The organism is Paenibacillus sp. UMB7766-LJ446 (assembly GCF_030226665.1).
Taxonomy (GTDB): Bacteria; Bacillota; Bacilli; order Paenibacillales; family Paenibacillaceae; genus Paenibacillus; species Paenibacillus vandeheii.
The window spans coordinates 23,995-40,120 of sequence record NZ_JASOYM010000007.1 but is presented as its reverse complement, the minus strand read 5'-3'; the positions used below and the strand labels follow the sequence as shown (position 1 = coordinate 40,120).

At 48.6% G+C, this 16,126-nt stretch carries 12 protein-coding genes and 1 other annotated feature; all 12 genes read left to right on the top strand.

The window, feature by feature from the left end:
* Nucleotides 1-174: 174 nt before the first annotated feature.
* Nucleotides 175-582, top strand: a complete 408-nt coding sequence (gene speD / locus QP794_RS17995) for an adenosylmethionine decarboxylase (RefSeq protein ID WP_024633986.1) — start codon at nt 175-177, stop codon at nt 580-582.
* Between the two features lie 336 nt (nt 583-918).
* A complete protein-coding gene (gene hemA, locus QP794_RS17990; protein WP_285078340.1) occupies nt 919-2,307 on the top strand; it encodes a glutamyl-tRNA reductase in 1,389 nt (462 codons plus the stop codon).
* A gap of 14 nt (nt 2,308-2,321) precedes the next feature.
* Nucleotides 2,322-3,149 carry a cytochrome c biogenesis protein CcsA gene (gene ccsA / locus QP794_RS17985; protein WP_024633984.1) on the top strand — a complete coding sequence of 276 codons (828 nt, stop codon included), beginning with the start codon at nt 2,322-2,324 and terminating at the stop codon, nt 3,147-3,149.
* Nucleotides 3,150-3,154: 5 nt separating this feature from the next.
* Nucleotides 3,155-3,805, top strand: coding sequence for a precorrin-2 dehydrogenase/sirohydrochlorin ferrochelatase family protein (locus QP794_RS17980; protein WP_285078339.1), 651 nt, complete (start codon nt 3,155-3,157; stop codon nt 3,803-3,805).
* Between the two features lie 2 nt (nt 3,806-3,807).
* A complete protein-coding gene (gene hemC / locus QP794_RS17975) occupies nt 3,808-4,764 on the top strand; it encodes a hydroxymethylbilane synthase (RefSeq protein ID WP_285078338.1) in 957 nt (318 codons plus the stop codon).
* Between the two features lie 6 nt (nt 4,765-4,770).
* On the top strand, nt 4,771-6,333 hold the full coding sequence (cobA, locus tag QP794_RS17970) for a uroporphyrinogen-III C-methyltransferase (protein WP_285078337.1): 1,563 nt from the start codon (nt 4,771-4,773) through the stop codon (nt 6,331-6,333).
* A 105-nt stretch (nt 6,334-6,438) separates the two neighbouring features.
* Nucleotides 6,439-7,440 (top strand): porphobilinogen synthase, encoded by a 1,002-nt coding sequence (hemB, locus tag QP794_RS17965; protein ID WP_285078336.1) that lies wholly within the window; start codon nt 6,439-6,441, stop codon nt 7,438-7,440.
* 121 nt (nt 7,441-7,561) lie between these two features.
* Nucleotides 7,562-8,866: a glutamate-1-semialdehyde 2,1-aminomutase gene (gene hemL / locus QP794_RS17960; RefSeq protein WP_079347346.1), complete on the top strand. Its 1,305-nt coding sequence runs from the start codon at nt 7,562-7,564 to the stop codon at nt 8,864-8,866.
* A complete protein-coding gene (locus QP794_RS17955) occupies nt 8,863-9,771 on the top strand; it encodes an RluA family pseudouridine synthase (RefSeq protein WP_285078335.1) in 909 nt (302 codons plus the stop codon). The genes hemL and QP794_RS17955 overlap by 4 nt, the downstream gene beginning before the upstream one ends.
* Before the next feature lie 135 nt (nt 9,772-9,906).
* Complete coding sequence (locus QP794_RS17950) at nt 9,907-11,469, top strand: LysM peptidoglycan-binding domain-containing protein (protein WP_285078334.1); 1,563 nt, start codon at nt 9,907-9,909, stop codon at nt 11,467-11,469.
* Nucleotides 11,470-11,625: 156 nt separating this feature from the next.
* Nucleotides 11,626-11,894, top strand: a binding site (T-box leader).
* Between the two features lie 58 nt (nt 11,895-11,952).
* Complete coding sequence (locus QP794_RS17945; protein ID WP_285078333.1) at nt 11,953-14,619, top strand: valine--tRNA ligase; 2,667 nt, start codon at nt 11,953-11,955, stop codon at nt 14,617-14,619.
* A gap of 78 nt (nt 14,620-14,697) precedes the next feature.
* Nucleotides 14,698-16,074 carry a bifunctional folylpolyglutamate synthase/dihydrofolate synthase gene (locus QP794_RS17940; protein ID WP_285078332.1) on the top strand — a complete coding sequence of 459 codons (1,377 nt, stop codon included), beginning with the start codon at nt 14,698-14,700 and terminating at the stop codon, nt 16,072-16,074.
* Nucleotides 16,075-16,126 lie beyond the last annotated feature (52 nt).

Sequence of the window (16,126 nt, the reverse complement as noted above, 5' to 3'; positions counted from 1 at the left end):
TTGCATTCCTTTTGATTAGATGTTATTTTTAATCTCGTTGAAAAGAATATAGGAACCAGGATTCACTCAGGACATTATATGTTGCGAGAGATTTTTCCCTCGGGAAGTGAATGACGTAGGTCCTAGCGGATGAAATTTTCAAACATTTTATTCCTAGGAAGGGGGCGCCGAAGGATGGAATATTCAACTTTCGGAAGACACGTTGCTGTTGATGTTTGGGGTGTAGACTTTGATCTATTGAACAGTGCGGAGTATTTGCAAGCTCAACTGGTTGAAGCAGCGGAGGCATGTGGCGCGACAGTAATGTCCGTACAATCCAAGCAGTTTGAACCACAAGGAGCGACAGTGCTTGTACTATTGTCTGAGAGTCATCTCTCGATTCATACGTATCCTGAGAGAGGGTTTGCAGCGATTGATTGTTACACTTGCGGGGAGACCGTAGACCCACAACTGGCCATTGATTACCTGGTATCCGTATTAAAACCGGAAAAAACGTACGCAAAAAAACTGGTACGTGGATTGGGCGAATTGCAAGTTGAGACACCAGAAATGAAACCAAATGATCTGGTATACATGATTTAATTATGACAGCATGAATAATGTTCACATATCGGGATGAACCCAGGATCATCTTAAACCCAAATAGTCATGGAATCTTCCATGGCTATTTTTTTATATGGGGTTTTCATGAATCTTTATTATTAAAACAAGTATTTAACGCATAAGGGCGAAGATTGGTGAGACACTACAATAAATGACAATGCATAAGATGATTTACATGTGGATTTCATAAACATTTCATAAAAATGGCCCGGCCATTGTATGGATGTGTGATATAATTAACCATGTCAATCATAAATGGATGAACATATGTAGAAAACACTTTGATTGGAAATTTATTAGGCAGGTGAACTTGCAATGCACATCGTTGTCGTTGGTTTGAATTATCGCACGGCGCCTGTAGAGGTTAGGGAACGATTCACATTTGCAGAAAAGGACTTGTCTGAAGCGCTGCAGCAGCTCAAGCTGACCAAGAGTGTATTGGAAGGTGTAATCGTAGCCACATGTAACCGTACCGAGTTGTATGTTGTGGTAGACCGTCTTCACATGTGTGGTTATTTTATTCGGACGTTCATGGAACAATGGTTTAATGTTCCGCGGGAAGAATTTACGCAACACTTATATATATATGAAGATGATCAAGCCATGCGCCATTTGTTCCGTGTCATTTGTGGGCTGGACTCTATGGTTATTGGCGAGACTCAGATTCTTGGACAAGTGAAACAAGCTTTTTTCAAAGCTCAGGAAGAGAAAGCTACGGGGACCTGGTTTAACATGCTGTTCAAACAGGCTGTTACGCTGGGGAAACGCGCGCATTCGGAGACATCGATCGGAGAGAGCGCGGTATCTGTAAGTTATGCTGCTGTTGAACTGGGCAAGCGTATCTTTGGCATGTTCACGGATAAGAAGGTGCTGATTCTGGGTGCCGGCAAAATGAGTGAACTTACAGTAAAACATCTTTATACCAACGGAGCTTCTGAAGTCATTGTAGCGAATCGAACACTTGCGCGAGCTGAGGAATTGGCCGCGAAGTTTCGGGGGACCCCTTGTACGATGGAGCAGGCATTAGAGCGACTGAACGAGGTGGATATTGTCATCAGCTCGACGGGTGCAGAAAGATATGTACTGGACGCCACTGTTGTTCGAGAGAGCATGAAGCGTCGTCAATCACGCCCTCTGTTCCTGATTGATATTGCTGTTCCTCGGGATATCGATCCCGCAATCGGCGAGTTATCCAATGTATTCCTTTATGATATTGATGATTTGGAAGGAATCGTGGAGAGTAACCTGGAGATGCGTAAGGTGGAAGCTGCGAAGATCGAGAAAATGATTGAACTTGAGATGGAAGACTATTATCAATGGCTCAAAACATTGGGCGTTCGGCCTGTAATTCGGGCATTGCAGGAAAAAGGCGCTTCCATTCATGAAGAAACGATGGATAGTCTGTTCAATAAATTGCCTGAACTGGATGAACATCAGCGTAAAGTTATCCGTCGTTTGACGAAAAGTATCGTGAATCAAATGACGACAGATCCGATCAACCGGATCAAGGAAATGGCTGGAACCAAGCACGGTGATGAAGCACTGCGCATGTTTACTCAGATCTTTGCTCTGGAGGATGCAGTAGAGGTGGCCGCTGAGAAAGTAAACCAGAGCGACGCCACGGCTCTGCGCAAACCGGATACCGTTCATCTTAACGATTCCCGGCAAGACCACGTGCCGGCTTATGCTCCGGCAGGCGTATAAGGCGGGTGGGCAGCTTGACCCTAGCTGAACAAATCTATGAAGCTTTAATCTATATGTATGCCCTGAGCCTACTGTTCTATTTCTCGGACTGCATTCGACGCAATGCGGGGGCGAAGCGGACAGGCACAGGGTTTCTTGTTGTTGTATGGGCGCTTCAGGTGCTCCATGTCATTTTACGCATGTTAACCGAAGGGCATTTTCCAATCTACACCACGTTTGATTTTTTGTTTATATTTTCATTTAGTATCGTGCTGATGTCTCTGGTAATGACTCGTATCCAGCGTTCTGAATTTGTTATTTTGTTGCTGAACGTGGTTGGTTTCTCGGTTACGGTGTTGAACCGTTTGTGGTTTACAGCAGGCGAGATATCTCTGCATAATTGGCAGACCGTGCATGGATTGCTTATTATGCATATAACCTTGGCGAATCTTGGCTTCGCAGCTCTGACGGTGGGTGCTGTATTTGCCATGTTATATCTGTTTTTGCACCGCAAGCTCAAGAATAAAAAGTGGAATGATACCGTACGTCGTCTGCCGAGTCTAGAAGTGATCAGCAAATATATGGATGGTGCTACACTGATTGGCACACCTCTCCTTGGTGTTTCAATTATGCTCGCGGTATTGTCTATCGTAGCCGAAACGCGCTGGAGCTTGCTCTTGGATCTCAAGGTTATTGCCACAGGGCTTGCCATGGCGATCTATGTGGGATACTTCGTCTTTAAGAGAAGGAAACAGTTCTCCACAGTCATTATGGCGAGATGGACGCTCATCGGATACGGCTTTGTCATTATCAGTTTTTTATCCAATGCGTATTCAGCGTTTCATCGTTGGACGGGAGAGTGAAGGAGATGGAACGCTACACCCCCATATTTGTAGATATATCAGGGAAGTCTTGCTGCGTGGTTGGGGGCGGACGTGTTGCTGAACGTAAAATAAAAGGTCTGCTCCATGCGCAAGCGCAAATCAAGGTGATTAGTCCGGAAGTTACGCCAACGTTACAACAATTGCATTATGATTCCCGAATTCAATGGCTGGCCCGGTCCTACCGCAATGGAGATTTGCGGGGGGCCTTTCTCGTATATGCAGCAACGGACCATAGTGAAGTGAATACAGCGGTTGTCCAAGAAGCCGAAGATGCGGGTATACTGGTGAATGACGCCATATCTTCTGAACGAAGCACCTTTATTACACCAAGTGTGGTCAGGCGTGGAAGGCTGAGCATTGCGATATCGACTGCTGGAGCAGGGCCTGTGGCCGCAGCAGAAATTCGTGACACATTGGAACAGCAATTCGGAGATGAGTACGAGACGTATATTGAATTTTTGTATCAGATGAGGATGGAAGTAAAGGCACGTGTATCTTCTCCAGAAGTCAGGGGGAAATTACTCCGTCGTTTAACCGAGATGAATGTGCTGGAAGATATCCGTACAGGTCAGTTTGAGTGGTGGACAGAAGAACAAATTGGGGACTGGATTTCCCATAATCAGGAGGACGTGTAGACATGCGGACAATAAAAGTGGGAAGCAGACAAAGCGCACTTGCTTTGACCCAGACAGGCCATGTAATTCAAGATTTACGTGATATTTGTGAGCGAGAAGGATTAGCGTTTGACTTTGAAGTACATAAAATCGTTACAAAAGGGGATTTGATTCTCGATGTAACCTTGTCCAAAGTTGGAGGCAAAGGTCTGTTTGTCAAAGAGATTGAACAGGCGATGCTGGATCACACGATAGATATGGCTGTTCATAGCATGAAGGATATGCCTTCGGAGTTGCCTGAAGGGTTAACGAACGGAGCTGTTCCTCGCCGGGCAGATCCCCGTGACGCACTGATTTCGAATGGGGGACTTACCTTGGATCAATTGCCGGAAGGCGCAAGAGTGGGGACGAGCAGTCTGCGTCGCTCCAGTCAATTGAAAGCATATCGTCCGGATCTGCAGCTTGAATCACTTCGTGGTAATATTGATTCCCGTCTGCGCAAGCTGGAGACCGAAGGGCTGGACGCCATTATTTTGGCTGCCGCAGGTTTGTATCGAATGGGCTGGCAGGATCGAATTACGGAATATCTGTCAGAGGAAGCTTGTCTTCCTGCAGTGGGTCAGGGTGCACTCGGCATTGAGTGCCGTGAGGAAGATGCGGAACTGCTTCATCTGTTGCAGTTGTACAACGACCCGGAAACGGCATTTCCTGTGTTGGCTGAACGTCGCTTCCTTAGTGTATTGAATGGGGGCTGTCAGGTTCCGATTGGAGCTCATGCCGTATGGGTGCCACAGCAAGATGCAGATTCCGCGAATGGACAAAACGCGTTACAATTAACAGGTATGGTCGGAACGCCGGATGGCGGGCTGATTCTTAAAGAAGCCTTGACGGGCAAAGATCCGGTTCGTCTTGGTGAAGAAGTGGCTTGGAGATTGATTGAACGGGGAGCAGAGCAGATACTGGCAGAAGTTAGGGGATGAAGAGACATGGTGGGAAAGGTCTTTTTGGTTGGTGCAGGTCCAGGGGACGCCAAGCTGATTACAGTAAAGGGCTGGGAATCAATCGGTAGAGCGGATGCAGTAGTGTATGATCGATTGGCCAGTCCAAGACTACTCAAACAAATGAAGCCCGGCGCGGTTAAGATATATGTGGGTAAACGCCCGGATCGACATACGATGAAGCAGGAAGAAATCAACCAGCTATTGGTTGATCTTGCATTGGAAGGTAAGGTTGTGGTCCGACTTAAAGGGGGAGACCCGACGATATTTGGACGCGTAGGCGAAGAGGCTGACTTGCTACGCAAAAATGGCGTTCCTTTTGAAATTGTACCTGGTGTAACCTCAGCCATAAGTGTACCTGCTTACGCCGGAATACCTGTGACCCACCGCGACTATGCTTCCTCCATTTCCATCATTACGGGGCATGAGAGTCCGGACAAGCTTGATCGCAGCATCCATTGGGATAAAGTGACGAATGCAACAGGCACACTTATATTTATGATGGGTGTCTCCAAAATTGGATATATCAGTGAACAGTTGATTCGCCATGGACGCCCGGCACAAACACCGGTGGCATTGGTTCGCTGGGGCACAAGAGCAGAGCAGGAAACGATAACAGGCACGCTAGAAGATATCGAAGCAAAAGTCATTGCTGCAAACTTCCAACCGCCCGCTGTCATTGTTGTAGGTGAGGTGGTGAACCAGCGTGAGCAGTTGAAATGGGCGGAAGCACTGCCGCTGTTTGGCAAACGCATTCTGGTAACGCGGGCACGCAGTCAGGCTAGTGAATTAGTGAACCGGATTGAGGAGCTTGGCGGTGAACCTTATGAATTTCCGGTGATCGAGACCGTAATGCCATCAACGGAGTCGGCACAGGAAAGTGTCAGACAGGCTTTTGGTGCGTTAAATACGTTTGACTGGGTATTTTTCACGAGTGTGAACGGGGTGGATTTTTTCTTCCGTCATTTGGAGCAGCAGGGGAAGGATGTCCGTGCGCTCCATCAAGCGAGAATTGCTGCGGTAGGACCTTCCACTGGGGAGGCATTGCGTAAGTATGGCATCGTTGCCGAGGTCATCCCAGGACCTTTTCAGGCCGAAGGCATGCTGGAGGCTTTCGAAAGTGAGCTGAAGGAAGGCCAGAAGGTGCTGCTTCCGCACGGAGATCTTGCTCGCACCTGGTTGCCGGAACAGTTGAGGGAGCGAGGGCTTTTGGTCACCGAGGCCATTATCTATGACACCATCCTGGCTGGCGAGGATGACGATGAACTGCTGAAGCTGCTCGAAGAGGGCGGCATTCATGCGATGACCTTCACGAGCTCATCCACCGTTACTAATTTCCTGAACATTCTAAAACGGATGGGATTACAGGATCCCTTGCCTTTATTGAAAAACGTAGAGGTTGCTTGTATCGGGCCTGTTACAGCGAACACGGCAGAAGCAGCAGGCTTGAAGGTCACCATGATGGCTGAAGAAGCAACGATTGAGAGCCTGATCTCTGTCTTGTGTGAGTGGGAACGAAAGCCTGCTGCGGCAGCTGCCTTTCCCCGTTGAACATATAAATTGAACGCAATCGATAGATGAAGCGTGCTGAATCATTACGATACCGGCGCGCTTCGCTTTTTGCACTATATAACTATTTAGGGAGGTTTCACACATATGAGTTTTCCAATTGTACGGCATCGCCGTTTACGTCAATCCACAGGTATTCGAAATATGGTGAGAGAGACCCATTTGACTGTGGATGACTTTATCCAACCGATCTATGTGACTTATGGTGAAAATGTAAAATCCGAGATCAAATCCATGCCGGGCGTATTCCGCTTCTCGCTGGATCGTCTGCAGGAAGAAGTGAAGGAGATTGCCGAGTTGGGTATTCCGGCTGTGCTGTTATTCGGTATTCCCGAAACCAAAGACAGTGTCGGTTCGTCTGGATTCGCGGAAGATGGCATTGTGCAGGAAGCGACGAAGCTGATTAAATCCTGGTATCCTGAGCTGCTGGTTGTTGCTGATACCTGTCTGTGTGAATTCACGGATCATGGTCATTGCGGCATGGTGCATACCGTAGAAGTGGACGGTCACATATGCGGAGATGTTCTCAACGACGAATCGCTGGATCTGCTCGTGAAAACGGCAGTATCCCAGGCCAAGGCAGGCGCGGACATTATTGCTCCTTCCAACATGATGGACGGTTTCGTTCAAGCGATCCGTGCCGGACTCGATGAGAATGGGTTCAGTCACATTCCGATTATGTCCTACTCGGTGAAATATGCGTCGGCATTTTACGGTCCATTCCGCGAAGCTGCGGATTCTACGCCGCAATTCGGAGATCGCAAGTCGTATCAGATGGACCCGGCGAACGCCCGTGAAGCATTGCGTGAAGCCGAAACGGATGTGCTGGAAGGAGCGGACATGCTGATGGTGAAGCCTTCGCTTTCCTATCTGGATGTCATGCGTACGATCAAGGACCAATTCGATCTTCCACTGGTTGCTTACAACGTAAGTGGAGAGTATGCCATGGTGAAGGCAGCCGCGATTCAAGGCTGGATTGATGAGAAGAAAGTGGCGATGGAAATTCTGCTGAGTATGAAACGTGCGGGTGCAGATATGATTATTACGTACTACGGAAAAGACGCTTCACGCTGGTTGTCAGAGAAATAAGAAGTAATTAGCTTGCTTCAATAACAGCTAGGATGAACAAAACTTATTATGATTTATCAAAAAAATATAAAAGGCCTCATCCAATAAGTTTGGAGGGGCCTCATCACTAAGGAGGATGTTCATGACTGCACAACAAGGAACTCGTCGTAATGATGAGCGCTCGCGCAGCGCATTTGAAGAAGCCAAACAGTACATACCTGGGGGTGTAAACAGCCCGGTTCGGGCGTTCAAATCGGTTGGGCTTACCCCGATCTATGCAGAGCGCGGAGAAGGCTCCAAAATCTATGATATTGATGGCAATGTTTTTATTGATTATGTGGGATCCTGGGGTCCGCTCATTATGGGACATGCACATCCTGATGTTGTAGAAGCTTTGCGTGAGACAGCCCTTAAAGGAACCAGCTTTGGTGCGCCAACGCTGCTGGAGACAGAGATGGCAAAACTCGTCTGTGAACGAGTGCCTTCGATCGATATTGTGCGGATGGTGAATTCCGGTACGGAAGCAACGATGAGTGCGATTCGTCTGGCACGTGGGGTAACAGGACGCAGTAAAATTTTGAAGTTTGAAGGCTCCTATCACGGGCATGCCGACAGCTTGCTGATCAAAGCAGGATCTGGCGTAGCAACACTGGGTCTGCCTGACAGCCCGGGTGTTCCTGAAGGTGTGGCTATCAATACGATTACGGTTCCATACAATGACCTGGAGTCGGTGAAGCTTGCTTTTGAACGTTACGGTGAAGAATTGGCAGCAATCATTGTGGAACCTGTTGCAGGTAATATGGGCGTTGTGCCTCCTGTTCCGGGCTTCCTTGAAGGCTTGCGCAGTTTGACGTCTCAGTACGGCAGTCTGCTTATTTTTGATGAAGTCATGACCGGTTTCCGTGTGGGACTGAACTGTGCGCAGGGGAGATACGGCGTTACACCTGACCTGACCTGCTTGGGTAAAGTCATCGGTGGCGGACTTCCGGTTGGCGCTTATGGCGGCAGACGCGATCTGATGGAACAAATTGCTCCAACCGGACCGATCTATCAGGCAGGTACATTGAGCGGCAATCCGCTGGCTATGGCAGCAGGTTATACCACGCTCAAATTGCTGACGCCAGAGGTCTATGACCGTTTGGAGACGCTGTCTGCACGCTTGCAGGCTGGGTTTGAAAAGAATGCAGCAGAGGCGGGCATAGCGATTACGATTAACCGTGTTGGTTCAATGGTTTGTCCATTTTTCAGTGCTGTTCCCGTTACGAATTATGATATTGCCAAAGAAAGCAACCTGGATCAATTCCGTCGTTACTTTGCGGCCATGATTGATCAAGGTGTAAGTGTTGCCCCTTCTCAATACGAAGGCATGTTTGTCTCTGGCGTGCATACGGAGCAGGATATTGACGATACGATTGAGGCAAACCGTAAGGCTCTTCAATCATTATGACGATTAAAAGTTGGAAACGCCGTGGGGAATGGCTTGAGCTGATGCCAGGCAAAGTGGTGACAGGCAGTCCAGACAGGCAGGCAGCTGCAGAGCAATGGCTTCTGTCTGAACTTCAGTTTCCGGAGAAATTGCTGCGTCAGCTAAAGACGAACCAGGGCATACAACTGGCAGGGGACCGGCTTCGGCTGGCCCTTTTTGCGTCTCAGCCGATTGACGTTGAGCCCAGGTGGGCGGATATTGATGTTTTGTATGAGGATGATTTCTGTCTGGTCGTGCACAAACCTGCCGGAATGAAGCTGCATCCCGATGGGAGCCGTGCGGATCAAGCGATTACGCTGGATCATGCGGTAGCCTCCTACTACGAAATGAATAATATTCAGGCGAATGTACGCCATGTTCATCGTCTGGACGAGGACACGACAGGACCTGTTTTATATGCCAAAAATGCTTTTGCTCTCGCAAAACTGGATGAAGCGATGCGGCGTAAAGACATTGGACGCCATTATGTCGCCATTGCAGGCGGTCAGATATCCACAGAGTTGAATACGATTAATGCTCCGATCGGGAAGGACAGGCACCACAAGCAACGCAGACGTGTCTCGGAAGGTGGGCAGGAAGCGGTAACCCATGTGGAGATCGTGGAGGTATGGGATAGAGCTACTCTTGTACGGCTGACACTGGATACAGGACGCACACATCAGATTCGGGTGCATTTAAGTTATGCAGGACACCCCCTCATAGGGGATGAGTTATACGGGGGCAGAAAGGATTCGATTGGCCGGCAGGCGCTTCATGGTGAGACACTGAGTTTTACCCATCCGCTGACCGGCGTACGAATTGAAGTGGTTGACCCTTGGCCGGCGGATCTCGAACAACTGGCACAACGTGAAGGCAAGGACCAATAAACGGAAAGGTTTGCACAAAAGGTGGCATGCTCATCTCATTCAAGGCATATAGATGGGGTAACGAAGGATTTGGACCATGGATCAGTCCCATGAGAAGGATCATGGTGAACATATGCCGAAAGGAGGACGCCACCTTTGTTGAATCAACCTTATGGTTTGCGGTTCGATATTTATGAGCGCGTTCATTTGTCAGAGGGAGTCCCTGCGATTGAGGAACTGGAGGAAATTGAGCTTTATCCTCGCATTCAGGTGATAGGTCAGGATGATCATGCAACATTGCGAGGCCATCTTTTGCTGACAGGTGCGTATCGGGGAGAGAACGAGATCTCGGAGGAACTCAAACATTTTATCCCGGTGGAGATCACGGTACCCCTGAACCGGGTAAGATCGCTTGAGGATATTTCCATTGAGATTGAAAATTTTGATGTCGATTTGTTATCCAACCGAAGTTTGAATATTACAGGCGTATTGTCGCTTCGCGGCATTGAGGGCTTCCCGGTGGAGGAGCCGCAGGTCTGGTCAGCAGATGAGTTTACCGTTGTACATTCGCCTGACCCTCAGCAGAGTGACCGTTCAGCTCAACTGGAGCAGACAGGCAGCGATCCCAATGTATTTGCTCAGGAATACCTGCTTCAACGGAGCGAAGAGGAAGGGCTTACGAGTACAGCAGAGCCTGCCTATGGCAGTCAGGGATTCGTTGATCCTTCTGCTGGAGATGAGACGGCACGGAATGAAGAGGAGTCGCAGCAGGCACATCTATATCAAGTTTCTCCTGAGCAGTTTCAGAACGGGCAGCAAGGGGCTGGATACGCGCAGCCAAGCCCAATATCGGCTGAAAACGAAGAGTCCTTGTCCTTGAGGGACAAAGAGGATGAAGCGCAATCGAATGTATCCGAAACGCCTTCTCCAGTTTCGTCTTTTTTGGCGGAGACAGCCGACAGGTTGGCTTCTTACCCTGAATCTGAGCCTCTGCTTCCTCTGACTGAAGAGTCGTCAGTTTGGTCCGAGCCTTCCGTCGAGACCTTACATACGAACTCAAGGAACTCGGAGCAGGCCGATTCCAAATTGGTCTCAAAGCCTTCGGATGAACCAGCAGCACCGAACGTTTGGCATTTTGAATCTGCCCGATCTGAATCCAAACAAGAGGAGCAGGCGGTAGCAGATGTCCCGGCAAATTCCCAGTCGGAGAACTGGCAGGATGTCTTCGCAACATCTGAACCGGAAATTTCGGAAGAATACAAACCTCATGAAGTATCGGACACCAATGAGTCCGCTGAAGAAAAAGAAGCCTTTATCCCTGAACCTGTGGCTGAAACGGAAGACAAGCCGGAGCTCAAGGTTGCTTTTGGCAGCAAGAGAGAGTCTGCACCAAAACAGGCAGAGGGCGTAGGCATCTCCTCCTTGTTATCCTCTGGCAGAGTGACACGTGAGGCGGAAGCTGAACGGGAGCAAGAGGCACTCGCTGGAGTACTGCAGGAAGAAGCATATCAGCCTGATGATGTAGAGTGGAAGAACCTGTTTCTCGGCACCCTTGTGGATCAGACCCCGTTTCGTAAGGTGAAATTATGCATTGTACAGCGTGAAGAGACACTGGATACGATTGCAGACCGATATCAGTTAAGTACCAGAGAGCTCCAGTTGTATAACCGGTTATCCGAACAGGTTGTGGAAGAAGGGCAGATTCTATATATCCCTTAACTGTAGGTAGGTTAATGTCCATTTCGACCCGTGATCCCTTGAGGATGGCGGGTTTTTGCTTTATCTGCCCTCAACCTGCATTGCAGCGCGCTTTTTCCGCTGTTGTCAGGTTGACTATCGGGCACGGGCAGGGTATGATGTGTTTAGGTTTTTTGAAGAACAACGTGGATCGGGAGTAGTAGACAGTATGACCTTTCAGAGAGCGGGATTGTAACGCTGGGAAATTCCGTAGGAACCAACTGATCGAAGTCGCCCGGGAGTTGCCTGTTTGAATACAAGGGATGAGTCATTCATACCTGAGGTAGGATGGGCCGGTCGCAGCCGTTATCTGCTTGAAGTGTCACGTAAGTATAGGAGGGGAAGTCTGTCTTTCTATCTGCGTGAAACAAAGGTGGTACCGCGAAAGCTAACCTTTCGTCCTTTGATGGATGAAAGGTTTTTTTGTTTTTTGGCGATGATGAATAAGTAACGGAGGAATGACACATGTCTGAACAAAAAAATTCAGCTGCAACAGAAATGCCGACCACGTATGATCCGAAAGCTGCGGAACAAAAATGGTATTCCACTTGGATGGAAAATGGATATTTCAAGGCAGGCCAGCGTAAAGATGCTGAACCTTATACGATTGTAATCCCACCCCCGAACGTAACCGGAATGCTCCATATCGGGCATGCGCTAGATTTCACACTGCAGGATATTCTGATTCGTACCAAGCGGATGCAGGGCTATGATGCACTGTGGCTGCCGGGTTCTGACCATGCAGGAATTGCTACCCAAACCAAAGTCGAGCAGAAATTGCGTGAAGAAGGTCTGACTCGTTATGATCTGGGACGCGAAAAGTTTCTGGAGAAAGTATGGGACTGGAAAGACCAGTATGCAACAACTATTCGTCAGCAATGGGGCAAAATGGGCTTGTCGCTCGACTATACGCGTGAACGTTTTACGCTGGACGAAGGTTTATCTCAGGCTGTGCGTAAAGTGTTTGTTCAACTGTATGAAAAAGGCCTCATTTATCGAGGCAAACGAATTATTAACTGGGACCCGGTGAACCGGACTGCATTGTCCGACATCGAGGTTGAATATAAAGAAGTTCAGGGTCACTTGTACCACCTGCGTTATCCGCTCAAAGACGGAAGTGGTTATGTCACAGTAGCGACAACTCGCCCTGAAACGATGCTGGGAGATACGGCAGTTGCTGTTCATCCGAAGGATGAGCGTTACGCAGATATGATTGGCAAAGTGCTTGTGCTGCCTATCATCGGACGCGAAATTCCGGTTATTGCAGATGAGTATGTAGATAAAGATTTCGGAAGTGGCGCCGTGAAAATTACGCCTGCTCATGATCCGAATGACTTCGAAGTGGGCCTCCGTCATGATCTGCCACAGATTACGGTGATGGATGAGACCGGTACGATGAATGCCGACGCAGGCAAATATCAGGGACTGGATCGCAGTGACTGCCGCAAGCAAATCGTTGCAGATCTGAAAGAACAGGGCGTATTGATCAACATCGAGGATCACACGCATCAGGTTGGACACAGCGAACGGACAGGAGCTGTCGTTGAGCCGTATTTGTCGACACAATGGTTTGTTGAGATGAAGCCGCTCGCGGAAAAAGCGATTGAGAAGCAACAAAGCGGTGAAGGGGTTCGTTTTGTTCCGGATCGTTTTGAGAAAACGTATCTGAACTGGATCGAGAATGTTCGTGACTGGTGTATCTCTCGTCAATTGTGGTGGGGTCATCGTATTCCTGCCTGGTATGACGAGGAGACTGGAGAAATTATTGTATCTGCTGAAGATCCGACAACACTGCCAGAATACGCTGGGCGCAAGCTGAGACAGGATGAAGACGTTCTGGATACATGGTTCAGCTCTGCATTATGGCCGTTCTCTACATTAGGCTGGCCGGAAGACACGGAAGATCTGAAACGTTATTACCCGACAAGTGTATTAGTAACTGGGTATGACATTATTTATTTCTGGGTGGCGCGCATGATCTTTACCGCTCTGGAGTTCACGGAAGAGGTTCCGTTCAAAGATGTGCTGATGCACGGTCTTGTTCGTGATGCAGACGGACGCAAGATGTCCAAATCGCTTGGCAACGGTGTTGATCCGCTGGATGTGATTGAGCAATATGGCGCGGATGCTATGCGTTACATGATCTCTACCAGCAGCACTCCGGGGCAGGATCTCCGTTTCCGCTGGGAGCGTGTGGAACAGGCTCGTAACTTTGCAAACAAAATCTGGAATGCATCACGCTTCGCCCTGATGAATCTGGAAGGGTTCACCTATGAAGATCGCGATATTAGTGGAGATCTTGGAACAGCGGATTACTGGATTTTGCACCGCCTGAACGAAACTTCTCGTGATATTACGCGTCTAATCGAAGCATATGAATTTGGAGAAACAGGCCGTTTGCTGTATAACTTTATTTGGGATGACCTGTGTGACTGGTATATCGAGTTTGCGAAGTTGTCCTTCTATGGGGAAGATTCGGTTGCCAAGAAGAAAACACAATCGGTGCTTGCTTATGTGCTGGATCAGACCATGCGCCTGATTCATCCGTTCATGCCTTACATTTCGGAAGAAATCTGGCAGCATCTGCCGCATGAGGGCGAGACGATCACATTGGCTTCCTGGCCGGTATATGATCCTGCATTGGAGAACCCAGAAGCCGTTGCCGAGATGAATCTGCTTATGGATACCATCCGTGCAGTGCGAAACATCCGTGCAGAAGTGAATGTACCTATGAGCAAGAAAATCGAATTGATGGTGAAAGCGAACAACGCAGAGACATCCAGCATCATTGAACGCAACAGCCATTACATCAAACGTTTCTGTAATACGTCCGAGTTCGACAGCGGCCTGGATCTGAGCTCACCGGATAAAGCAATGACTGCTGTCATTACTGGGGCTGAGCTGTACTTGCCGCTGGCGGGTCTTATTGATATTGAACAGGAAGTGGCTCGTCTGGAGAAAGAGTTGCAGAACCTTGAGGGCGAAGTACTCCGTGTGGAGAAAAAGCTGGCGAACGAAGGCTTTGTTGCCAAGGCTCCTGCCAAGGTTATCGAGGAAGAGCGCGCCAAGCAAGCGGATTATTCCGACAAACGGGATAAAGTGATTGCACGAATCAAGGAACTGAAAGGTTAATGTATTCGGGTCGGATGGAGTGCTTTTGCGCCATCCGGCCGCTTTTTTCAACCAAACTCAAAACCAAAGGTGAATCATATGACGGAACTTAACGGGACAGAAATAGCAGCTCCTTTACTTACCTATGACGAGGCAGTCAACTGGATCAATGGCCTTATTCCTTTCGGCATCCGACCCGGATTGGAACGAATCGAGGGATTGATGTCATTGCTGGGCAATCCTCACCAGCGTCTCAAATTTATTCATGTCGCGGGAACGAACGGCAAAGGTTCGACTTGCGCTTTTTTGACGTCAGTGCTGCTTCAGGCGGGATATGATGTTGGAACGTATACATCCCCTTATATCACCAAGTTCACAAACCGTTTTCAGTACAACGGTGAGGATATTCCTGAAGAAACTTTGCTCAAAATCTCGAACCGCCTGTATCCATTAGTCCAAGAGATGGCTACAACTCCCCTTGGATCACCTACAATGTTTGAGGTTTCCACGGCACTCGCCCTTCTGTATTATGCGGAAGAATGCTACCCGGACATTGTGGTATGGGAGACAGGGCTCGGGGGAAGGATGGACGTAACGAACATTGTTACACCCGTGATATCGGTCATTACCAATATCGGTATGGACCATACGGATGTACTGGGAGATACGATTGAGGCGATTGCAGGAGAGAAGGCAGGCATTATTAAGGCGGGGGTACCCGTTGTTACCTGTGCTACGCAGCCAGAGGCTGTGAAGGTGATTCGGGAGACCGCAAAACGGTTAAGTTCAACCGTGTATCTGGCAGGAGATCGTTTCTCCTATCATAGACTGGACAGTGATGAGAACGGTCAATCCTTTCATTTTACAGGACCGTTCCGTGATCTGGACGCTCGCATACGCATGCAAGGCATACATCAATGCGAAAATGCAGCGGGTGCGCTTATGGTACTTGAGTTACTTCGGCAATACATGGCATTTATGCTGGATGACGAAGATATTGCGCTTGGACTGGAGAATGCCTTCTGGGCAGGCCGGTTTGAGAAAGTTGTTGATGAACCCCGAATTGTACTGGATGGAGCACATAATCCGGAAGGGGCTGAATCATTGGCCAAGAGCATTATCGAAGTATATCCTCACAACAAGTTAATTTTGATGATGGGCATGCTGGCGAATAAGCATCACGAAGCGTATTTACAGCATATACTACCACTAGTGGATACGCTGATCCTGACCGAGCCAGATTTCCGACGCAAAATGGCTGCAGCCGAATTGCTGCAGATTGTCGAACGGGTACGTCCCGCCATTGCGAAACCGGAGCTGGAAATCATCGTCGAGCCTGAATGGGCAAAGGCACTTGATCTATTGAAGTCACGGACGGAAGCGGAAGATCTGGGGGTGGTGTCCGGCACATTGTACCTGATTGCAGATGTGCGGGCAGCCCTTTTGCATCAAACCGATTCTGAAAAAGGTTGGTGAAAGTTTTGTTAAATACATCGGAACACGTTCATTTTATAGGGATTGGCGGATA